This window comes from Streptomyces sp. SCSIO ZS0520 (assembly GCF_025643355.1).
Classification (GTDB): domain Bacteria; phylum Actinomycetota; class Actinomycetes; order Streptomycetales; family Streptomycetaceae; genus Streptomyces; species Streptomyces physcomitrii.
The window spans coordinates 5,961,825-5,982,849 of sequence record NZ_CP092644.1; the positions used below are offsets into that span (position 1 = coordinate 5,961,825).

Below are 21,025 nucleotides of genomic sequence, written 5' to 3' on the forward strand. Positions count from 1 at the left end.
CCCTCGCCCCGCCCCCGCTCAGCCGGTTGCGCGTTCCAGGCGGACCGCGCACACCTTGAACTCGGGCATCCGCGAGGTCGGGTCGAGCGCCGGGTTGGTGACCGAGTTGGCCCGGCCCGCGCCCGGCCAGTGGAAGGGCATGAAGACCGTGTCCTGCCGGATGCCCGCGCTCACCCGGGCCGGGGCGACCGCCCGGCCGCGCCGCGAGACCACCGCCACCTCCTCGCCCTCGGCGATGCCGAGCCGTGCGGCGAGCCGGGGGTGCAGCTGGACGAAGGGTCCGGGCGCCGCCGCGTTCAGCTCGTCCACCCGCCGGGTCTGCGCACCCGACTGGTACTGCGCGAGCACCCGCCCGGTGGTCAGGAAGACCGGGTACTCCTCGTCCGGCTCCTCGGCGGAGGGCCGGTGCGAGACCGGCACGAACCGGGCCCGCCCGTCCTCGGTCGCGAAACGGTCGAGGAAGAGCCGCGGCGTACCGGGGTGCGGCCGGGCACCCGACTCCGGCGGCCGACCGGCGCGCCTCTCACCGCCGTTTCCGCCGCCGCCGGCATCTCCGCCGCCGGCACCATCCTCTCCGCTGTCGCCGTCTCCACGGTCACCGCTCCCGGCGGCCCAGCCTCCCGCGCCGCCCCCGGTGATCCCGGCGTCCGCGGCGATCCCGTCTCCCGCGCCGTACCCGGCGATCCGGCCTCCCACGCCATCCCCGCCTCCCACGTCATCCCCGCCTCCCGCGTCGTCCCCTTCCGGGCAGGGCCAGTGCACGCCCTGTTCCTCGATCAGGCGCCGGTAGCTGATGCCGGAGTAGTCCGCGGGGCCGCCCGCGCTCGCGCGGCGGAGTTCGCCGAAGACCTCCTCCGGGTCGGTGGGGAAGCCCTTCTCCACGCCGAGCCGCTCCGCGAGGGCGGAGAGTACGTACAGGTCGCTGCGCACCCCCTTCGGCGGGTCGAGCGCCCGGCGGCGCAGCAGGACCCTGCCCTCCAGGTTGGTGACGGTGCCGGTCTCCTCCGCCCACTGCGTCACCGGCAGCACCACATCGGCGAGCGCGGCGGTCTCGGAGAGGACCACGTCCGCCACCGCCAGGAAGTCGAGGGCCCGCAGCCGCTCCTCGATGTGCCCGGCCCGCGGGGCGGAGACCACCGGGTTGGAGCCCATCAGGAGCAGGGAGCGGATGTCCCCGCCGAGCGCTTCGAGCAGTTCGTAGGCGCTGCGCCCGGGGCCCGGCAGGCTCTCCGGCGCCACTCCCCAGACGCGGGCGACATGTTCCCTCGCCGCGGGGTCGGTCAGCTTGCGGTAGCCCGGCAGCTGGTCCGCCTTCTGGCCGTGCTCCCGGCCGCCCTGGCCGTTGCCCTGGCCGGTGAGGCAGCCGTACCCGGAGAGCGGCCTGCCCGCGCGGCCGGTCGCCAGGCACAGGTTGATCCAGGCGCCGACCGTGTCGGTGCCCTTGGCCTGCTGCTCGGGGCCGCGCGCGGTGAGCACCATCGCGGACTCCGCCTCGCAGAACAGCTCCGCCGCCTCGCGCAGCCGCGGCAGCGGCACCCCGGTGATCCGCTCCACGTACTCCGGCCAGTGCGCCATCGCCCCGGCCCGCGCCTCGGCCCAGCCGCGGGTGCGCTCGCGGATGAACTCCTCGTCGGTGCGCCCCTCGGCGACGACCAGGTGCAGCAGTCCGAGGGCGAGCGCCAGGTCGGTGCCGGGCCGGGGTGCCAGGTGCAGGTCGGCCGCCTCCGCGGTGCGGGTGCGCCGCGGGTCGACGACGATCAGTTTTCCGCCGTTCTCCCGCAGTTCGGTGAGGTAGCGCAGGGCGGGCGGCATGGTCTCGGCGAGATTGGAGCCGACCAGGATCAGGCAGCCGGTACGGGAGACGTCCGCCAGCGGGAACGGCAGCCCGCGGTCGAGACCGAAGGCCCGCTGGTGGGCCGCGGCCGCAGAGGACATGCAGAACCGGCCGTTGTAGTCGATCTGCGAGGTGCCGAGCACCACCCGCGCGAACTTGCCCAGCGCGTACGCCTTCTCGTTGGTCAGCCCGCCCCCGCCGAACACCCCCACGGCGTCCGCGCCGTGCTCCCGCCGGGTGCGCCGGAGCCCCTCGGCGATCCGGTCGAGCGCCTGCTCCCAGCTCGCCGGGACCAGGGCGCCCGAGGCGGCGTCCCGTACCAGCGGCCCGGTCAGCCGGAGCCCGGGGGAGAGCAGCTCGGGTGCCGTCCGCCCCTTTCCGCAGAGTGCGCCCCGGTTCACCGGGAACTCCGGCCGCTCCACCAGCTCCACCGCCCCCGCACCCCGGGCGCGCAGCCCCATCCCGCATTGCAGCGCGCAGTACGGGCAGTGGGTGGGCGTCACCGCGGGGGTGCCCTCGCCGGGGGCCGCGGCTGTCGGAGCGGAGTGCATGCCCGCCAGCCTGCGGCGCGGGTGTTACGCCGCCCGGCCCCGCCCGGTTACGCGCCGGGCAAGGGCACCTCTCACCCCGGCCGGACCAGCGGTGAGACCCGAGCCGGACCGGCGGTGAGGTCCCGAGCCGGACCGGGGGTGAGGTCCCGAGCCGGACGCGCGACCGCACCGCAGCCCGACTGCCCGGGCGGGAACGCAGCCGTACCGCCGGACGGAACCCCAGCCCGACGCCGTACGGCATCCCAGCCCGACCACCGGACGGAACCGCACCCGGCACCCCCGGCTCACTTCGCCCGCGCCAGCGCCTGGGCCACTCCCTTCTCCCGGGGCCCGAGGAAGTGCGGGTCCGGGCGGAACACCGCGTCCACGGCCGCCTTGCCCGCGGCGAACAGCTCCCTGGTGGCGCCGTAGTACCAGGTGAGGTCGTGCCGGTCCTCGACGCCCACGCCGTAGGCCGTCACCCCCGCCGACTCGCAGAGGGCGACGGCCCGGCGTATGTGGAAGGCCTGGCTGATGAGCACGGCCCGGTCGACGCCGAAGACCCGGTGGGCGCGGGCGCAGGAGTCCCAGGTGTCGAAGCCCGCATAGTCGCTGACGATCCGCTCGTCGGGGACGCCGTGCCGGGTGAGGTAGGCGCGCATCGCGTCCGGCTCGTCGTAGGAGGCGCGGCTGTTGTCCCCGGTGACCAGGACCACCTTGATCCGGCCCCGCCGGTACAGCTCGGCCGCCGTGTCGAGACGGTGCGCCAGATAGCGGGAGGGCCGTCCCTCGCGCAGTCCGGCGCCGAAGACCACCGCCACCTCGGTGCGGGGCACCTCCGCAGTTGAACGGAGCCGGTCCCCGGTGGTGAGGAAGAGCCAGCCCGGCGGCAGCAGGACGAGCACGCACAGCCCGACGAGGATCCGCACCGCCCGGCGCTGCCCGGCCCGGGTCCGCGGCAGCCTGAGCCGCCCCCGCACCCGCGGCCACCAGGGGCTTCGCACCCCGGCAGCCCCCGGCCCGCCCTCGGTCGTCCGCTCCCGCGGGCGCGCCCCGCCCCCGCCGGGCCCCTCCCCGTACCGCATCCTCCGGCGGAATCGCCCGCCGCCGCTGAACCCCCGCATGGCACCCCCGTGCACCCTGCTCTGGACCGGCCCCCGTGGCCCGGTCCAAGCTGTGACCCCACCGTAGGCGAGACCCCTGACAACGCCCTCCCCCCGCCGGTGAGCAGGCGGGAAAGCAGTCGTCATCCTTGTGCAACGGAGCAGCAACCCGGCCTCGTGAGGATCGGTTCATGACGGAGCCAAGTCCCTTTCGTGACCTCACCGCACCCTTGCGCCGCCGCGGCCCCGGGCCCCCGCTGGTCCTGGTCGCGCACGGCAGCCGGGACCCCCGGGCGCTCGCCGCGGTGCGGCTGCTCGCGGCGCGGCTGCGCGCCCGGCGGCCGGGGACCGAGGTCCGCCTCGGCCATATCGAGCTGAACGCCCCGCTGCTCGGCGAGACCCTGGCCGACCTCGACCCGGGTCCCGCCGTGCTCGTACCGCTCCTCTTCGGCCGCGGATACCACACCAAGCAGGACATCCCGGCCGCGGCGGCGGCAGCCGTCCACCTCGACACCCGGATCGCGGCGCCGCTCGGCCCGCACCCGCTGCTCGCGCGGGCCCTGCACGCCCGGCTCGGCGAGGCGGGCTGGCCGCCCGTCCTGAACGCCGCCGAGCGCCGCAGGGCCGGGGTGGTGCTCGCCGCCGCGGGCTCCCGCGACCCGGAGTCCGCGCACGGCACCCGGCAGGCCGCCCGGTTGCTCGCCCGGCGCCTCGGTGTGCCCGTCCTGCCGGCCTACGCCTGCGCCGCCGCCCCCACGGTGCCCGAGGCCCTCGCCGAACTGCGCGCCCTGGGCCGCGACCGCGCCGCCGTGGCCTCGTACTTCACCGCCCCGGGCCGCTTCGCCGCGCAGTGCGCCTCGGCCGCGCCCTGGATCGCCGCCGAGCCGATCGGCGACCACCCCGCCCTCGCCGAACTCGTGCTGCGCCGCTACGACCGGGCCCGCGCGGGCGCCCCCGCCGAGCGCCGCCCGCTCGCCAGCGCCTGAGCCCCCGGCCCGGCCGAACCCGCGGCCGTCCTCCCCGTGCCCACCCCTGCGCGGCGCCCCCGCCCCCTCCCGGCGCCCGGGGCACCCCCCGCTGCCCGTACTGTCAGTGCATGACAGGCACCACCAGCGGCAACGAGCAGACCCTTCCGGCCTCGGCCTACAGCGCGGCGGACACCGAGCGATGGGCGGCCGAGCCGGACAAGCGCTCGGGCCGTACCGCCTTCCAGCGCGACCGGGCCCGGCTGCTGCACTCCTCCGCGCTGCGCAGGCTGGCGGGAAAGACCCAGGTCGTCACCCCGGGCTCGGCCGCCGAGGCCCCCGCGCGCGGCGGGCAGCCGCTCAGCCCGGCCTGGGACCCGAGCCCGCGCACCCGGCTGACCCACTCCCTGGAGTGCGCCCAGATCGGCCGGGAGCTGGGCGCCGCCCTCGGCTGCGACCCGGACCTGGTGGAGACCGCCTGCCTCTCGCACGACCTCGGCCACCCGCCCTTCGGGCACAACGGCGAGCAGGCGCTCAACGAGGTCGCCGCGGACTGCGGCGGCTTCGAGGGCAACGCCCAGTCGCTGCGGCTGCTCACCCGGATCGAGCCCAAGTACTTCGTGCCCGCCGAGGAGGTCCCGCAGGGTGCCGAGGCCGCCGAGGGCGAGCTGTACAGCGTCGGGCTCAACCTCACCCGGGCCGCCCTCGACGCCGCCACCAAGTACCCCTGGCCGCGCGGCGGGCACCCGAAGGACGCCGCCTCGCCCAAGTTCGGGGTCTACGAGGACGACCGGCCGGTCTTCGACTGGATCCGCCAGGGCGCCCCGCCGTACCGCACCTGCTTCGAGGCCCAGGTCATGGACTGGGCCGACGATGTGGCCTACTCCGTGCACGATGTCGAGGACGGGCTGCACGCCGGGCACATCGACCCCAATCTGCTGTACGCCGAACCGGAGCGGCAGGACATCTGCCAGGTGGCGATCGGCCGCTACGTCCCCGCGGACACCGACCCCGCGGAGCTGACCGCCGCCCTGGACCGGCTGCTCGAACAGGAGTGGTGGCCGCACGGCTACGACGGCACCGCCCTCGCGCAGGGCCGGCTCAAGGACGCCACCAGCCAGCTCATCGGGCGCTTCTGCCTGGCCGCGGAGGTGGCGACCCGGGCCCGCTTCGGCCCCCGCCCCGGCGAGCGGGCGAAGGAGCCGCTGGTGCGCTACGGCGCGGAGCTCCTCGTCCCGCACGCCACCCGCCTGGAGTGCGCGGTGCTCAAGGCCGTCGCCGACCGCTACGTGATGCAGCGGGCCGACCAGGAGCGGCTGCGCGCCGACCAGCGGGTGGTGGTCGCCGAGCTGGCCGAGCAGCTGGCCGTCCGCGCCCCGGACGGGCTCGACCCGCAGTTCCGCGCGCTCTTCCACACCGCCGCCGGCGACCGGGCCCGCAAGCGCGTGGTCGTCGACCAGATCTCCTCGCTCACCGACGCCGCGGCCCGCTCCCTGCACGCCCGGCTCACCGCCCACCGCTGACCGCGCCCGGCTCCGCCGCCTCCGGTTGCCTCCGGTGCCGCGGCGGCCGGGCGTTCGCGGCAATCGGGGCGATACGGTCGGGCAGGCGGGCGGCGGGCTCCGGAGACAATGCCGGTGGCCTGATCGGGGCACTCCCCCTTCCCGCGCGGGGCCCGGTGGTTCAGGCTCGAAGGTGGCCGTTCGGCGATCAGGAGGCAGCACGTGGTGGACGCGGATCAGACGTTTCTCATCGTCGGAGGGGGCCTGGCCGGAGCCAAGGCCGCCGAGACCCTGCGGGCGGAGGGGTTCAAGGGCCGCGTCATCCTGGTCGGCGACGAACGCGAACGCCCCTACGAACGCCCGCCGCTGTCCAAGGGCTACCTGCTCGGCAAGGACGAGCGGGACAGCGTCTTCGTCCAGGAGACCGCCTGGTACGCGCGCTCCGACATCGAACTCCACCTCGGGCAGACCGTGGTGGGCATCGACCGGGCCTCCCGCACCGCCCGGCTCGGCGACGGCACCGTGCTCCACTACGACAAGCTGCTGCTCGCCACCGGCGCCGAACCCCGCCGCCTCGACGTGCCCGGCACCGACCTCGCGGGCGTGCACCACCTGCGCAGGCTCGCGCACGCCGACCGGCTGCGCCAGGTGCTCGCCGCCCTCGGCCGGGACAACGGCCACCTGGTGATCGCGGGCGCCGGGTGGATCGGCCTGGAGGTCGCCGCCGCGGCCCGGCACTACGGCGCCGAGGTCACCGTCGTCGAGCCCCAGCCCACCCCGCTGCACTCGGTGCTCGGCCCCGAACTGGGCCAGCTCTTCACCGACCTGCACGCCGCGCACGGCGTCCGCTTCCACTTCGGCGCCGGACTGACCGAGATCGTCGGCCAGGACGGCATGGTGCTCGCGGTCCGCACCGACGACGGCGAGGAGCACCCGGCGCACGACGTCCTCGCCGCCATCGGCGCCGCCCCGCGCACCTCGCTCGCCGAGGCCGCCGGTCTCGCCCTGGTCGACCGGGCGCACGGCGGGGGCATCGCCGTCGACGCCTCGCTGCGCACCTCCGACCCGGACGTCTTCGCCGCCGGGGACGCCGCGGCCGTACTGCACCCGCTGTTCGGCACCCGGCTGCGGGTCGAGCACTGGGCCAACGCCCTCAACGGCGGCCCGGCCGCCGCCCGCGCCATGCTCGGGCAGAAGGTCGCCTACGACCGGGTGCCCTACTTCTTCTCCGACCAGTACGACCTGGGCATGGAGTACTCGGGCTGGGCCCCGCCCGGCTCGTACGACCAGGTGGTGATCCGGGGGGACGCGGGCAAGCGCGAGTTCATCGCCTTCTGGCTCGCCGAGGGGCGGGTGCTCGCCGGGATGAACGTCAACGTCTGGGACGTCACCGACACCGTCCAGCAGCTCATCCGCTCCCGCCATCAGGTCGACGCCCAGGCCCTCGCCGACCCCGGCACCCCGCTGGAGTCGCTGCTCCCGTGAGGGTGCGCGGCGGCACCTGCCGTGCATCGCGCCGCGGGTGCCGCCGTAGAATCCCCCTGTGGCCGGAAGGATCAATGACGAGGACGTGAAGGCGGTACGGGACGCGGTCCCGATCGACGCCGTCGTCTCCGAGTACCTCCAGCTGCGCAACGCGGGCGGCGGCAACCTCAAGGGCCTGTGCCCCTTCCACGACGAGAAGTCGCCCTCCTTCCAGGTGTCCCCGGCCAAGGGCCTCTTCCACTGCTTCGGCTGCCAGGAGGGCGGCGACACCATCACCTTCGTGATGAAGGTCGACCACCTCTCCTTCTCCGAGGCCGTCGAACGCCTCGCCTCGGGCGCCGGGATCACCCTGCGCTACGAGGAGGGCGGCTACAGCCCCGGCAACCAGCGCGGCGAACGCATCCGCCTGGTCGAGGCGCACAAGATCGCCGCGCGCTTCTACACCGAGCAGCTGGACACCAGCCCCGAGGCCGAGACGGGCCGCGCCTTCCTCGCCGAGCGCGGCTTCGACCAGGCCGCCGCCGCCCACTTCGGCGTCGGCTACAGCCCCCAGGGCTGGGACCACCTCACCCGCTTCCTGCGCGGCAAGGGCTTCAGCGACAAGGAGCTGGTGCTCTCCGGGCTCTCCCAGGACGGCCGCCGGGGGCCCATCGACCGCTTCCGGGGCCGCCTGATGTGGCCGATCCGCGACATCGGCGGCGATGTGGTCGGCTTCGGCGCCCGCAAGCTCTACGAGTCCGACAACGGCCCCAAGTACCTCAACACCCCCGACACCCCGATCTACCGCAAATCGCAGGTCCTGTACGGGATCGACCTCGCCAAGAAGGAGATCGCCAAGGCCAGCAGGGCGGTCGTGGTCGAGGGCTACACCGACGTCATGGCCTGCCACCTCGCGGGCGTGCCCACCGCGATCGCCACCTGCGGCACCGCCTTCGGCGGTGAGCACATCAAGATCCTGCGCCGCCTGCTCATGGACAACGGCTCGGCCCGCGTGATCTTCACCTTCGACGGCGACTCGGCCGGGCAGAAGGCCGCCCTGCGCGCCTTCGAGGACGACCAGAAGTTCGCCGCCGAGACCTATATCGCCATCGCCCCGGACGGCATGGACCCCTGCGAGCTGCGCCTGGTCAAGGGCGAGGACGCGGTACGGGAGCTGACCGAACCCCGCACCCCGCTCTTCGAGTTCGCGCTGCGGCAGATCGTCTCGCGCTACGACCTGGACACCCCGGCGGGCCGCGCCGCCGCCCTGGACGAGGCGGCGCCGGTGGTCGCCCGGATCAAGAACTCCGGGGCCCAGCACGAGGTCGCCGTGCAGCTCGCGGGCATGCTCGGCATCCTGGACACCCAGTTCGTGGTCAAGCGGGTGGCCCAGCTGGCCCGTTGGGCCCGTGACCGCGGCGGCCGCCCGCCGGGCACCGCCCCCCGCGACCGCTCGGCCGCGCAGTCCTACCCGGCACCGGCCGCCCCCGCGGGCCCCGCCCTGCACCTGCGCAGCCCCGCCCACCGCACCGAGCGCGAACTGCTCAAACTCGCGCTCCAGCGGCCCGAGTTGGTCTCCCCGGCCTTCGACGCCTACGGGGCCGACGAGTTCACCGCGCCGCCGTACGCGGCCGTGCGGATCGCCGTCGAGGAGGCGGGCGGCGCCCAGGCCGGGGTGGAGGACGCGCCCGCCTATCTGGCCCGGGTGCGTGAGGCGGCGCTGGACGACACCATCCGCTCGATGGTCACCGAGCTGGCGGTCGAGCAGATCTTCCGCAGGACCGTCGACGAGCTGTACGCGGGGATACAGCTGGTCCAGGTCCGGCTGCGCGCCGTCGACCGCCGCATCCGCGACATCCAGTCCACCCTGACCCGGCTCAGCAACGGCGGCGACCCGGCCCAACTGGCCGCGGTGCAGAACGAGTTGTGGATCATGCAGCAGTACGGGCAGGCGCTCAGGGAGCGCGGCGCCGAGGCCCTCTGAGCCGAGCCCGGGGACTTCCCCGTCCGCCTGGCGCGAAACCTTCGCACAAGTGAGCAGGGTGTCACGGTTCGGATTCAAAAAGTCACCGCACGAGTCTCGTGGCGGATATGTGTCGTACCCCACACTGGGGGGCGGTGCCTGAGTCCTCGGAGTGCGGCCGGACCGGTCCGAACGGGCCTGTGACTTCCGCGAATCCGCTCCTCGCGTCGGGAACGCACGGCGGCGAGGCCGCGGCGCGCTCCGACGGCGGCGTGGCCCGGCGCACGCCTTTGCCGCGATTCCCCCTGGAGGTCGCTGTCGTGCAGACCCAGACCCTGAGCGAGTCCGAACCGGCCGCGCTCGTCGACGCGGAGACCGGGGCGATCGCCTCGGTACCCGCCCAGAGCCCCGCCGCCCGCCACCCCGAGAACCCGCCGGGCGAAGGACCCGAGCCGGAGAGCGAAGCCGAGCCGGGAGCCGAGGTGGGCCCCGGTGCGGAGGACGAGGAGGCGCCGGCCGCCTCCGCGGGGGCGCGTTCCCGCCAGGACGGCGGCGGCCCCTCCTCCGACCTGTTCCGCCAGTACCTGCGCGAGATAGGCCGGATACCCCTGCTGACCGCCGCCGACGAGGTGGAGCTCGCCCGCCGGGTGGAGGCGGGCCTCTTCGCCGAGGAGAAGCTCCTGACCACCGCCGACCTCGACAGCAGCCTGGCGCACGACCTGGACCGCCTGGTGGTCCGGGGCCGGATGGCCAAGCGCCGCCTGATCGAGGCGAATCTGCGCCTGGTGGTCTCGGTCGCGAAGCGGTACGTGGGCCGCGGGCTGACCATGCTCGACCTCGTGCAGGAGGGCAATCTCGGCCTGATCCGCGCCGTCGAGAAATTCGACTACGCGCGTGGCTACAAGTTCTCGACGTACGCGACCTGGTGGATCCGGCAGGCGATGTCGCGTGCCCTCGCCGACCAGGCCCGCACCATCCGGGTGCCGGTGCACGTGGTCGAGCTCATCAACCGCGTGATCCGCGTCCAGCGCCGCCTGCTCCAGGAGCACGGCACCGAACCCAGCCCGGAGCAGGTCGGCGCCCAGCTCGACCTGACCCCCGAGCGCGTCAGCGAGGTGCTGCGCCTGGCCCAGGAGCCGGTCTCGCTGCACGCCCCGGTCGGCGAGGAGGACGATGTCGCGCTCGGCGACCTGATCGAGGACGGCGACGCCGCGTCCCCGGTGGAGTCGGCGGCCTTCCTGCTGCTGCGCGAGCACCTCGACGCCGTCCTCTCCACCCTCGGCGAACGCGAACGCAAGGTCGTCCAGCTGCGGTACGGGCTCGACGACGGCAGGCCGCGCACCCTGGAGGAGATCGGCCGCCTCTTCGGGGTGACCCGCGAACGCATCCGGCAGATCGAGTCCAAGACCCTCAGCCGCCTGCGCGAACACGCCTTCGCGGACCAGCTCAGGGGCTATCTGGAGTGAGAGCGCCGCGCGCGGGCACCCGGTGGGCGGCGGTCAGCCCCGCCGCTCCACCAGCTCCCGTACGGTGCCCAACTGCCGCCAGCTGCCGTGCTCGCGGACATCGGCCCAGACCGGACGCCCCGCGGCCCGGTGGTCCCGGAAGCGGTAGCGGCCGAGCAGCCCCTCGCCCTGCACCGTGCCGAGCTGCTGCCGCAGCGCCGCGCGGGCCCGTACCGGATCCTGCCGCCAGAGGTCGCCGTTCCCGCCGAGGGTCTTCTCCAGGCCCGCGGCGATCAGCAGGGTCGCGTCGTACAGCTCGGCCGCGCCGCGGGAGCGCAGCAGGGGCTTCAACTCGGCGGAGGGGCGGCAGAGTTGTGCCGAGGCCGCGCAGTCCGGTCGCTGCTGCTCGTCGTGGAAGCTCCGGAAGCGCAGGGTGCCCTCCGGCAGCGCCCTCTCCTGCCGCGCGGTGGCCGCCACCTCCGCGGGCTCCGAGCAGGCCGTGGCCTGGACGGACGGCACCGCGAGCAACTGCCCCCGCTCCCGCGTTACTTGCGGCCAGCCCTCCTGGGCCGGGGTGCGCCGGTCGGGGAGGACGACCGCGTCCGGGCCGGTGCGCTCCAGGGCCCGACCAAAGGCGGCGGCGCCCGAGTCGGGCGTCAGACCCTCCGGCGCGACCTCGCCGAGCCCCGCCGCGCGCAGGCCCTCGGCCAGCGAACTCCCCTGCTGCGGACGGGAGTCGGTCACTGCGGCCCCCACCAGGACGGTCCCGGCGCCGCGCACCTTCCGCAGGTACTCGCCGCCCTGCCGCCCCACCTCGAAGCGGCTCGCGGGCAGCGCGAAGGCGCCGTCCGGGGTGCCGCGCCCGGCGCAGGTGTCCACCACCGCCATCGCCCGCCGCACGCTGTCCGAGGCCTCGCCGAGCCGTTCGGTGTCGCCGACGAGGGCGAGCAGCCCGGGGTGCTCGGCGAGCAGCCGGCTGAAGGAACCGGTCTCGGCCCGGTCCAACGAGACGACCCGCAGCGGCAGTTGCCGACCGGACCGGCGCGCGGCCTCCCGGAGCGCCTCGTGCACCACCCGCAGCCGCACCCCGGGCTGATCGCCGGGCGCCGACCAGTCGTTGAGGACACCGAGAGCGGGCCCCTCGGCGGTCCGGCTCGCCGTGGGCGCCGGATCGTGCACGGGCGGCTTCCAGGTCCGCGGCCCGCCCTGCGCCAGACCCGCCCCCACCGGCAGCACCACCATCAGCGCCAGCACGGTCCAGCCGGCCACCGCCGCCCCGCGGCCACCCCGCCACCAGCCCGGCGACCCGATCCGTACCGCCTCCGGCTCCTGATCGCCCACCGGCCGCGGCGGCTTCGGCCACCGCGCGGCCCGGGCGGGGGTCTTGTCGGCGGGGTCGGCGTGCGCGTCGGTGGGCTCCCTGTGCTTCCCGTTCTCGTCGGTGGCGTCGGTGGCGTCGGTGGCGTCGGTGGCGTCGGTGGCATCGGTGGTCCCGGCGGTTCCGGGCTTCCGGTCGGCCACGGGGCGCGTACCGGTGCCCGCGGTGCTGGCACCCTCGGCGCCCCCGGCGCCCGTCCCCGCGCCCGTCCCCGTCCCCGCACCGGCCTCCTCCGATACGGCTCCCTCGCGGGCGGGCCGCCCGGAAGCGGCCCGCCCCGAGGCGGCCTCCTCGCGCGCGGTCCCGGCTGCCGCCGCCTCCCGTACCGCGGCGATCCGCTCCAGGACCTCCGCCGCGTCGGCCGGGCGGTCCGCCGGTTCCTTCGCCATCAGGTCGAGGACGAGGCGGTCGAGCGCCCCCGGCAGCTCACGGCGGGCCCGGCTGGGCCGCAGCGGCTCGTCGTGCAGGTGGTTGTACATGATCCCGGCGGCCTCGCCGGTGAACGGCGGCCGCCCGACGAGGAGTTCGTACAGGACGCAGCCGAGGGCGTACAGATCGGTGCGGCCGTCGCCCGCGGTGCGCCGGTGGAAGCGCTCGGGGGCCATATAGGCGACGCTGCCGAAGGGCAGTTGCCCGGTGTGGGTCAGCCGCGGGTCCGCGGCGCGGGCCTCGGTGAACTTGGCGATGCCGAAGTCGACGACCTTGGCGGTGCCGTGGCGGTCCGCGCCGCCGCCCGTCCCGCCGCCCCCCGGGCCACGGCCGCCCGTCCCGCCGCCACCCCGGCCGCCGTCGCCCGTCCCGCCGCCGGATCCCTCCCGGCCCGTACCGTCCGCTTCGCTCCCCGTACCGTCCGCTTCGCTCCCCGGGCCGGGAACCGCCCCGGTGACCATGATGTTGGCGGGCTTGATGTCCCGGTGCACGATGCCCGCGGCGTGGGCGGTCGCCAGTGCGCGGCAGACGTCGGCGGTCCAGGAGAGCGCGCTCTCCAGCGGCACCCGGCCGCGCTCGCGCAGGACCTGCTCCAGGGAGGCGCCGGTGACCAGGGACATCACCAGGAAGGGGCCGCCGTCCCGGTCGGTGCCGTGGTCGTGGACGGCGACGATGTACGGGCTGTCCAGCGCGGCGGCGGCCCGTGCCTCGCGCGCGAAGCGGCCGAGCAGCTCCTCGCGGTCGGGCGCGGCGAGCGTCCCCCCGGCGGCCCGCGGGTGCAGCAGCTTGACCGCGACCTCCCGGTCGAGCCGCAGATCGCGGGCGCGCCAGACCTCGCCCATGCCGCCGGAACCGAGCAACTCCCGCAGTTCGTACCGGTCGTTCAGCCGCCGCCCCGTCACCCCACGCCCCCCGTACCCCGCCGTCCGCTCAGGAGACGGCGGGCGGGGGCCGCGCGGTTCCCGTGACCGGCGGGGGAGGGCGGGCACGGCGGCCGCCCGCCCGCCCGACGGGACGGGAGCCGCCGCGGTCGGGCTACTTCACCTCGTACTGGCAGGGCTTGGCGACGCCCGCCTTCTTGTCGACGACCACCTTGCCGTCCACGGTGATCCGGCAGGCCGCCGCCTCCAGCTTGCCGTCCTCGCGCTGCACCGAGCCCGGGACGATCCCGATGCTCCGGCCGACCTGCTGCTCGGCCTTGGTCAGGGACAGCGTCCCGGTCTTCTTCCAGGGCAGGGTGGCCTGCTCCGCGTGGTTGGTGTCCAGGGTGTACGCCACCTGGGAGCGGCCGCTGCCGAAGACCTCCAGGGTGATCTGCCGCTTGGCCTTCGCGGAGGAGGAGCCGGAGCCGGATCCCGCACCGCCGGAGGCGTTCCCGCCGGAGTCGTGGTCGTCGTGCTTGTGGGAGGAAGAGCCCTTGTGCGAACGGGACTTGGACTTCCCGCTGCCCCCGCAGCCGGTGAGCACCAGGCTCAGCCCGACCGCCGCCGCCACCGCGACGGTCCCCGCCGGTACCCCGCGCCGTGCCGTTCGCCGTACCTCGCGCATCCGCGCACCCCCGTGTCGTAGTTCGTGCAGAGAAGAGCGGGCCGAGGAGAGCGGACTCGACGACCCGGGACCGGGTGATCTTAGACGCCGCTCGGGCACGGGCAGGGGGTCCCCCGGTCGGGTGAAGCGGGCGCGGGCCGCGGAAGGCCGGCCTCCGGTGAGGAATAGCCGCCCGCCCGCCCCTCGTTGCGCAGGCATGACGACGAACGCCCCGCGGCCCGAGGTCCTGCGCTACACCGCCTTCTCCACCGCCCCCGACGGCGGCAACCCCGCCGGTGTGGTCCTCGACGCCACCGCCCTGGACGACGGCGACATGCTCGCCATCGCCGCCGACCTCGGGTACTCGGAGTCCGCCTTCCTGGCCGCGCCCCCGGCGGGACTCGGGGGCCAGGAGGGGCGGGCGTACAGCATCCGCTACTTCAGCCCCCGCGCCGAGGTGCCGTTCTGCGGGCACGCCACCGTCGCGACCGCCGTCGCCCTGGCCGAGCGGATCGGCCCCGGGGAACTGGTCTTCGCCACCCGCGCCGGGACCGTGCCGGTGGAGGTGACCGAGGAGGACGGGGCGGTACGGGCCACCCTCACCAGCGTCGAGCCGCACCTGGAGGAGATCGCCGGGGCCGACCTCGCGGAGGCGCTCGCCGCGCTCGGCTGGCCAAAGGCCGATCTCGACCCGGACTTCCCGCCCCGGATCGCCTTCGCCGGGGCCCGCCATCTCGTGCTCGCGGCGGCGACCCGGGCCCGACTCGCCGATCTCGCCTACGACTTCACCCGCCTGGAAGCCCTGATGCACCGCCTCGACCTGACGACGGTGCAGCTGGTGTGGCGGGCGTCGGAGACCGTCTTCCACGTCCGGGACCCGTTCCCGGTCGGCGGCGTCGTCGAGGACCCGGCCACCGGCGCCGCTGCCGCCGCCTTCGGCGCCTACCTCCGCGACCTCGGCCTGGTCCCCGAGGAGAGTGTCCTCACCCTGCACCAGGGCGAGGACCTGGGCCGCCCCGGCGAGCTCACGGTGACGCTGCGCGCGGGCGACCCGCGGGTCCGGGTCGGCGGCACGGGAGCGCGCATCGGCTGAAGTCCGCGGCGGCCGGGGCGACATGACGCTTCGGCGGCCCCGGGAGGAGTGGATCCCCGGGGCCGCCCGGCTCAGTCCACCTCCGCCACCGCCTGGGCGAACTGCGCCGCGTACAGGGCCGCGTAGGCACCCTTGGCGGCCAGCAGCTCCTGGTGGGTGCCCTGTTCCACGATGTCGCCGTCCGCCATCACCAGGATGGTGTCGGCGCCGCGGATGGTGGACAGCCGGTGGGCGATGACGAACGAGGTGCGCCCGTGCGCGAGGCGGGCCATCGCCTGCTGGATGAGGACCTCGGTACGGGTGTCCACCGAGCTGGTCGCCTCGTCCAGGACGAGTATCACCGGGTCGGACAGGAACGCCCTGGCGATGGTGAGGAGTTGCTTCTCGCCCGCGCTGACGCCGGTGCCCTCGTCGTCGATGACGGTGTCGTAGCCCTCCGGCAGGGTGCGTACGAAACGGTCCGCGTGGGCCGCGCGCGCCGCCTCCTCGATCTCCTCGCGGCTGACCTCGCGGGACGCCCCGTAGGCGATGTTCTCCGCGATGGTGCCGCCGAACAGCCAGGTGTCCTGGAGCACCATGCCGATGCCGGAGCGCAGTTCGTCCCGGGTCATCCGGGCGATGTCGGTGCCGTCCAGGGTGATGCGGCCGCCGGTGGTCTCGTAGAAGCGCATCAGCAGGTTGACCAGGGTGGTCTTGCCCGCGCCCGTGGGGCCGACGATGGCGACCGTGTGGCCCGGTTCCACGGTCAGCGACAGGTCCTCGATCAGCGGCCGGTCCGGCTCGTAGCGGAAGCGGACATGGGAGAACTCCACCCGGCCGCGCAGCCGTTCGGGCCGCTCGGCGGGTTCCCGGTCGGGCAACTGCTCCTCGGCGTCGAGGAGTTCGTAGATCCGCTCGGCGGAGGCGACCCCGGACTGCACCAGGTTCGCCATCGAGGCGAGCTGGGTCAGCGGCTGCGAGAACTGCCGCGAATACTGGATGAAGGCCTGCACCTCACCGATCGACAGCGCGCCCGAGGCCACCCTGAGCCCGCCGACCACCGCGACCAGTACGTAGTTGAGGTTGGAGACGAAGAGCATCAGCGGCTGCATCATCCCGCTGTTGAACTGCGCCCGGTACGAGGCCTCGTAGAGCTGCGTGTTCTGCTCGCCGAACTGCCGGGCGGACTCCTCCTGGCGGCCGAAGACCTTGACCAGGCTGTGCCCGGAGTACATCTCCTCGATGTGCGCGTTGAGCGAGCCGGTGCTGCGCCACTGCTGCACGAAGTGCGGCTGCGAGCGCTTGCCGACCCGGGTGGCCACCAGATACGACAGCGGCACCGTCACCAGCGCCACCAGGGCGAGCAGCGGGGAGATCCAGAACATCACCACCAGGACGCCGACGACGGTCAGCGCCGAGTTGATGAGCTGGCCCAGGGTCTGCTGGAGCGTCTGGCCCAGGTTGTCCAGGTCGTTGGTGGCCCGGCTGAGCACCTCGCCGCGCTGGCGCTTGTCGAAGTAGGAGAGCGGCAGCCGGGAGAGCTTGGCCTGCACCTCGGCGCGCATCCGGAAGACCGTGCGGTTGATGGCCCGGTTGGCGAGCCGGGTGCCCGCCAGCATCAGCAGGCCCGAGCCGAGGAAGACGAGCAGGGCACTGAGCAGGACGAGCCCGATCCGGTCGAAGTCGATGCCCTGGCCGGGGGTGAAGTCGAGGCCGCTCAGCATGTCGGCGACGCCGCCGTCCCCGCCGCGCCGGATCCGCTCGATCGCCTCCTCGCGGCTCTGGCCGCCCTCCATCCGCCGGCCCACGAGCCCGGCGAAGATCAGGTCGGTGGCGTGCCCGAGGATCTTCGGTCCGATCACCGACAGGGTGACGCTGGCCACCACCGCGAACAGCATCACGCTCAGGGTCACCCGCTCCGCGCGGAACTGCCGCAGCAGGCGCCTGCTGGAGCCCTTGAAGTCCATCGACTGCTGGTCGGGGCTCTGTCCGGCCATCATTCTCGCCGCCACCGCCATCAGGCCGCCTCCGCTTCCGTGAGCTGGGAGAGGACGATCTCCCGGTAGGTCTCGCTGGACTCCATCAGCTCGTGGTGGCGCCCGCTGCCGACCACCCGCCCCTCGTCCAGGACCAGGATCCGGTCCGCCTCGCGGATGGTGGACACCCGCTGGGCGACGATCACCACGGTCGCCTCCGCGGTCTCCTGGCGCATCGCCCGGCGCAGGGCCGCGTCGGTGGCGTAGTCGAGGGCGGAGAAGGAGTCGTCGAAGAGGTAGATCTCCGGGCGCTGCACCAGGGTCCGCGCGATCGCGAGCCGCTGGCGCTGGCCGCCGGAGACATTGGTGCCGCCCTGGGAGAGGGCCGCGTCGAGCCCGCCCTCCAGCGTGTTCTCCACGAAGTCCCGCGCCTGGGCGACCTCCAGGGCGTGCCAGAGCTCCTCGTCGGTGGCGTCCGGATTGCCGTAGCGCAGATTGGTGGCCACGGTCCCGGCGAACAGATACGGCTTCTGCGGGACCAGGCCGACCGTGCGCGCGAGCAGCTTCGGATCGATCTCGCGTACGTCCACGCCGCCGACCAGGACCTGCCCCTCGGTGACGTCGAAGAGCCGCGGGACCAGGCCGAGCAGTGTCGACTTGCCGCTGCCGGTCGAACCGATCACCGCGGTGGTCTCCCCGGGCCGCGCGTTGAGCACGATCTCGCGGAGCACGGGCTCCTCGGCGCCGGGATAGCGGAAGCCCGCCGCGCGGATCTCCAGGCGTCCGCGGGTGGCCAGTTCGCGCACCGGATCGGCCGGGGGCACCACGCTGCTCTCGGTGGAGAGGACCTCCTGGACGCGCTCGGCGCAGACCTCGGCGCGCGGCACCATCATGAACATGAAGGTGGCCATCATCACCGACATCACGATCTGCATCAGATAGGCGAGGAAGGCGGTGAGCGCGCCGATCTCCATGGCGCCGCTGTCGATGCGGTGCGCGCCGAACCAGACCACCGCGAGCGAGGACACGTTCACCACGGTCATCACGATGGGGAACATCAGCGCGAGCAGGCGCCCGGTGCCGAGCGCGACATCCGTCAGCTCGGTGTTGACCTCGCCGAAGCGCCGCCGCTCGTAGTCGTCGCGGACGAAGGCGCGGATGACGCGGTTGCCGGTGATCTGCTCGCGCAGCACCCGGTTCACGGTGTCCAGGCGCTTCTGCATGCTGCGGAACAGCGGCCGCATCCGGCGCACGATCAGGCCGACGCTGACCGCGAGGACCGGGACGACCGCGAGCAGGACCGCCGACAGCGGCACGTCCTGGCCGAGCGCCATCACGATGCCGCCGACGCACATGATCGGCGCGGAGACCATCAGCGTGCAGCTGAGCAGCGCCAGCATCTGGATCTGCTGGACGTCGTTGGTGGTCCGGGTGATCAGCGAGGGCGCCCCGAACTGGCCGACCTCGCGGGCGGAGAAGGACTGCACCCGGTCGAAGACGGCGGCCCGCAGGTCCCGGCCGAGCGCGGCGGCGGTCCGCGCGCCGTAGTAGACGGCGCCGATGTTGCAGACCATCTGGACGACGGTGACGGCGAGCATCACCGCCCCGAAGGAGAGGATGTAGCCGGAGTCGCCCTTGACGACACCGTTGTCGATGATGTCGGCGTTCAGGGTGGGCAGATAGAGCGTGGCGCAGGTCTGCAGGAACTGCAGCAGCACCAGCAGTCCGATCGGTTTTCGGTACGGGACCAGATAGGCCCGCAGCAGTCGTATGAGCACGTGCGGTCTCTCGGCTCGGCGGCGGGGGGACGGTGCGAACACCGTCCCCACATCGTGCGTCACGCCCCGGGCGTTACTCCTGGGGATTTCGCCAAGAGCGGTTCAAGAAGCCGCCGGGCACGGGTGATCCACCGCACCTGCCCGCCGCATCCGCGCCGCCGCTCAGCCGAAGGCCCCGGGGTGGACCTGGTCGCGCACCGCCTCGTACTGCTGGCGCACCGCCTGGCCGACGCCGAGTTCCTCGCCGGGCTCGCAGACCTGGGCCACCGCGTCCCGCCACTGCGGGGGCACCCGCGGATCCAGCCGGCCCTGATGCACCCCGAGCGCCCAGGCCGCCTGCCGCGCGGCGCCGATCGCCGCGTAGTCCCCGGGCTGCGGTACGAGTACGGGGGTGCCGAAGACCGCCGGGGCGATGGCCTGCACGGCGGGCAGATCGGCCGCGCCGCCGAGCAGGAAGACCCGGCGCACCTCGACCCCGTGGCCGCGCAACACCCCGAGGGCGTCCGCGAGGCCGCACAGCATGCCCTCGAAGGCGGCCCGCGCCAGGTGCTCCGGCTTCATCGACTCCCGGCGCAGACCGGTCAACGTCCCCGCCGCCTGCGGCAGGTTGGGGGTCCGCTCGCCCTCCAGATAGGGCAGCAGGACCAGGCCGTGTGCGCCCGGCGTGGACTTCAGCGCGAGCGCCGACAGCTCGTCCAGGCCGACGCCGAGGAGTTCCGCGGTGCCGCGCAGGGTCCGGACCGCGTTGAGGGTGTGCACCACGGGCAGATGGCCGCCGGTGGCGTCGGCGAGCGAGGTGATCATGGTGCCGGTCTCGGCGAGCGGCTCGCCGTGCACCGCCATCACCGAGCCGGAGGCGCCGAGCGAGACCACCGCGTCGCCCTGGCGCACCCCGAGACCGAAGGCGGCCGCCATCGTCTCGCCGGTGCCCGCGGAGATCAGCAGCCCCTCGGGGGTGGTGCCCGCGGCCTGGCTCGGGCCGAGCACCTCGGGCAGCGCCGCCTGGTGGCCGAGGGCCAGTTCGACCAGGTCGGGCCGGTAGGAGCCGGCGGCCGCCGACCAGTAGCCGGTGCCCGAGGCGCCGCCGCGGTCGGTGGTGCGGCGGGCGGGCCGGCCGAGCAGCTGCCACACCAGCCAGTCGTGCGCCTGGAGCAGCCCGGCGACGCGTCCCGCCGCCTCGGGCTCGGTCCTGGCCAGCCAGCGCAGCTTGGCCACCGGCTGGGCGGCGCCCGGCACACAGCCGACCGCCTCGGCCCAGGCCTCGCGCCCGCCGAGCCCGTCGACCAGGTCGGCGGCGGCCACCTGGGCGCGCCGGTCGTTGCCGGTGAGCGCGGGCCGGACCGTATTGCCCTTGGCGTCCAGCGGGACCAGCGCGTGCTGCTGCGCCGAGACGCCGATCGCCTCCACCTTCTCCAGGAGGCCCCCGGCGGCGGCCTCACCGAGGGAGAGCAGCCAGTTCTGCGGGTCGACGTCCGAGGGCCGGGGCCCGGCGGACTCGTCCAGCGGGTGCGCGGCGTGGCCCTGGCGCAGCACGGCACCCGTGTCGGTGTCGCAGACGACGATGCGTGTGAAATCGGGCGAACTGTCCAGCCCGGCGACTATCCCCATGCCGGGGATTGTGCCGCACCCCCGCCTCCGCCACGACAGCGGCAGGCGCCGCGCTCCGGTACGGGACCGGTGCGCGGCGCCTGCCGGAGCCCGCGGGGACGCTCAGGTGGTGCCGGCGCCCCACTCGTCGTGGCCGTTGTGCTGGGTGCGCTCCCGCAGCGAGCGCACCCGCCCCTGGACCGAGGCCGGCACATGCTCGCCGACCCTGTCGTACGCCGAGTCGAAGGCCTTGCCCGCGACCGAGCGGCCCTGCTGCGCGGCGGACTCCGCGGCATTGCGCACCGCGGGGTTCTGCGCGACCTGGCGGGCGGACTTCTTCAGCTTCTCGTAGCGCTCGCGTCCGGCCCGGGTCCCGAGTACATAACCCAGGGCCAGTCCGGCAATGAATGTGAGCCGGTAGCGCATGGCTGCCACCCTTCCTTGCGACGTCGTCGGTCGCGGGGGATACCGA

At 74.5% G+C, this 21,025-nt stretch carries 14 protein-coding genes; 6 read left to right on the forward strand and 8 right to left on the reverse strand.

From position 1 onward, the window contains the following. Window positions 1–18: 18 nt before the first annotated feature. Both MID12_RS23810 and MID12_RS23815 read right to left on the reverse strand, forming a co-directional pair. On the reverse strand, window positions 19–2,385 hold the full coding sequence (locus tag MID12_RS23810; protein WP_263170605.1) for a molybdopterin oxidoreductase family protein: 2,367 nt from the start codon (window positions 2,383–2,385) through the stop codon (window positions 19–21). A gap of 284 nt (window positions 2,386–2,669) precedes the next feature. After that, window positions 2,670–3,488 (reverse strand): vancomycin high temperature exclusion protein, encoded by an 819-nt coding sequence (locus MID12_RS23815; protein WP_411576998.1) that lies wholly within the window; start codon window positions 3,486–3,488, stop codon window positions 2,670–2,672. Window positions 3,489–3,658: 170 nt separating this feature from the next. Here MID12_RS23815 and MID12_RS23820 point away from each other — a divergent pair, with 170 nt between their 5' ends. From MID12_RS23820 to MID12_RS23840, 5 genes are all read left to right on the forward strand, one after another. Continuing rightward, window positions 3,659–4,453 (forward strand): sirohydrochlorin chelatase, encoded by a 795-nt coding sequence (locus MID12_RS23820; protein ID WP_263170608.1) that lies wholly within the window; start codon window positions 3,659–3,661, stop codon window positions 4,451–4,453. Between the two features lie 110 nt (window positions 4,454–4,563). After that, window positions 4,564–5,955: a deoxyguanosinetriphosphate triphosphohydrolase gene (locus MID12_RS23825; RefSeq protein WP_040253851.1), complete on the forward strand. Its 1,392-nt coding sequence runs from the start codon at window positions 4,564–4,566 to the stop codon at window positions 5,953–5,955. A gap of 201 nt (window positions 5,956–6,156) precedes the next feature. Beyond that, window positions 6,157–7,419, forward strand: coding sequence for an NAD(P)/FAD-dependent oxidoreductase (locus MID12_RS23830; RefSeq protein ID WP_040253853.1), 1,263 nt, complete (start codon window positions 6,157–6,159; stop codon window positions 7,417–7,419). A gap of 58 nt (window positions 7,420–7,477) precedes the next feature. After that, window positions 7,478–9,382, forward strand: coding sequence for a DNA primase (dnaG, locus tag MID12_RS23835; protein ID WP_263170613.1), 1,905 nt, complete (start codon window positions 7,478–7,480; stop codon window positions 9,380–9,382). A 134-nt stretch (window positions 9,383–9,516) separates the two neighbouring features. Beyond that, window positions 9,517–10,827: a sigma-70 family RNA polymerase sigma factor gene (locus MID12_RS23840; protein WP_263170615.1), complete on the forward strand. Its 1,311-nt coding sequence runs from the start codon at window positions 9,517–9,519 to the stop codon at window positions 10,825–10,827. 33 nt (window positions 10,828–10,860) lie between these two features. Here the strand turns inward: MID12_RS23840 and MID12_RS23845 are convergent, their stop codons facing one another. Further along, window positions 10,861–13,515 carry a protein kinase domain-containing protein gene (locus MID12_RS23845; protein WP_263170617.1) on the reverse strand — a complete coding sequence of 885 codons (2,655 nt, stop codon included), beginning with the start codon at window positions 13,513–13,515 and terminating at the stop codon, window positions 10,861–10,863. Window positions 13,516–13,648: 133 nt separating this feature from the next. Further along, entirely contained in the window at window positions 13,649–14,161 is a 513-nt protein-coding gene (locus MID12_RS23850) for an MmpS family protein (protein ID WP_263170619.1), read from the reverse strand. 196 nt (window positions 14,162–14,357) lie between these two features. Here MID12_RS23850 and MID12_RS23855 point away from each other — a divergent pair, with 196 nt between their 5' ends. Beyond that, complete coding sequence (locus MID12_RS23855) at window positions 14,358–15,233, forward strand: PhzF family phenazine biosynthesis protein (RefSeq protein ID WP_263170620.1); 876 nt, start codon at window positions 14,358–14,360, stop codon at window positions 15,231–15,233. 71 nt (window positions 15,234–15,304) lie between these two features. Here MID12_RS23855 and MID12_RS23860 read toward each other — a convergent pair whose 3' ends face one another. The 4 genes from MID12_RS23860 to MID12_RS23875 form a co-directional block, all read right to left on the reverse strand. Further along, window positions 15,305–17,212: an ABC transporter ATP-binding protein gene (locus tag MID12_RS23860; RefSeq protein WP_040253866.1), complete on the reverse strand. Its 1,908-nt coding sequence runs from the start codon at window positions 17,210–17,212 to the stop codon at window positions 15,305–15,307. Window positions 17,213–17,229: 17 nt separating this feature from the next. Further along, window positions 17,230–18,966 carry an ABC transporter ATP-binding protein gene (locus MID12_RS23865; RefSeq protein ID WP_040253868.1) on the reverse strand — a complete coding sequence of 579 codons (1,737 nt, stop codon included), beginning with the start codon at window positions 18,964–18,966 and terminating at the stop codon, window positions 17,230–17,232. A gap of 162 nt (window positions 18,967–19,128) precedes the next feature. After that, entirely contained in the window at window positions 19,129–20,574 is a 1,446-nt protein-coding gene (locus MID12_RS23870; protein WP_040253870.1) for an FGGY family carbohydrate kinase, read from the reverse strand. A 102-nt stretch (window positions 20,575–20,676) separates the two neighbouring features. Continuing rightward, window positions 20,677–20,979 carry a hypothetical protein gene (locus tag MID12_RS23875; RefSeq protein WP_040253872.1) on the reverse strand — a complete coding sequence of 101 codons (303 nt, stop codon included), beginning with the start codon at window positions 20,977–20,979 and terminating at the stop codon, window positions 20,677–20,679. Window positions 20,980–21,025: the final 46 nt, after the last annotated feature.

What these genes read in the sequence shown, in the direction of transcription:
- MID12_RS23810 (WP_263170605.1), bottom strand. Translation starts at nt 2,385, where the DNA reads ATGCACTCCGCTCCGACAGCCGCGGCCCCCGGCGAGGGCACCCCCGCG.
- MID12_RS23815 (WP_411576998.1), bottom strand. Translation starts at nt 3,488, where the DNA reads ATGCGGGGGTTCAGCGGCGGCGGGCGATTCCGCCGGAGGATGCGGTAC.
- MID12_RS23820 (WP_263170608.1), top strand. Translation starts at nt 3,659, where the DNA reads ATGACGGAGCCAAGTCCCTTTCGTGACCTCACCGCACCCTTGCGCCGC.
- MID12_RS23825 (WP_040253851.1), top strand. Translation starts at nt 4,564, where the DNA reads ATGACAGGCACCACCAGCGGCAACGAGCAGACCCTTCCGGCCTCGGCC.
- MID12_RS23850 (WP_263170619.1), bottom strand. Translation starts at nt 14,161, where the DNA reads ATGCGCGAGGTACGGCGAACGGCACGGCGCGGGGTACCGGCGGGGACC.
- MID12_RS23855 (WP_263170620.1), top strand. Translation starts at nt 14,358, where the DNA reads ATGACGACGAACGCCCCGCGGCCCGAGGTCCTGCGCTACACCGCCTTC.
- MID12_RS23860 (WP_040253866.1), bottom strand. Translation starts at nt 17,212, where the DNA reads ATGATGGCCGGACAGAGCCCCGACCAGCAGTCGATGGACTTCAAGGGC.
- MID12_RS23870 (WP_040253870.1), bottom strand. Translation starts at nt 20,574, where the DNA reads ATGGGGATAGTCGCCGGGCTGGACAGTTCGCCCGATTTCACACGCATC.
- MID12_RS23875 (WP_040253872.1), bottom strand. Translation starts at nt 20,979, where the DNA reads ATGCGCTACCGGCTCACATTCATTGCCGGACTGGCCCTGGGTTATGTA.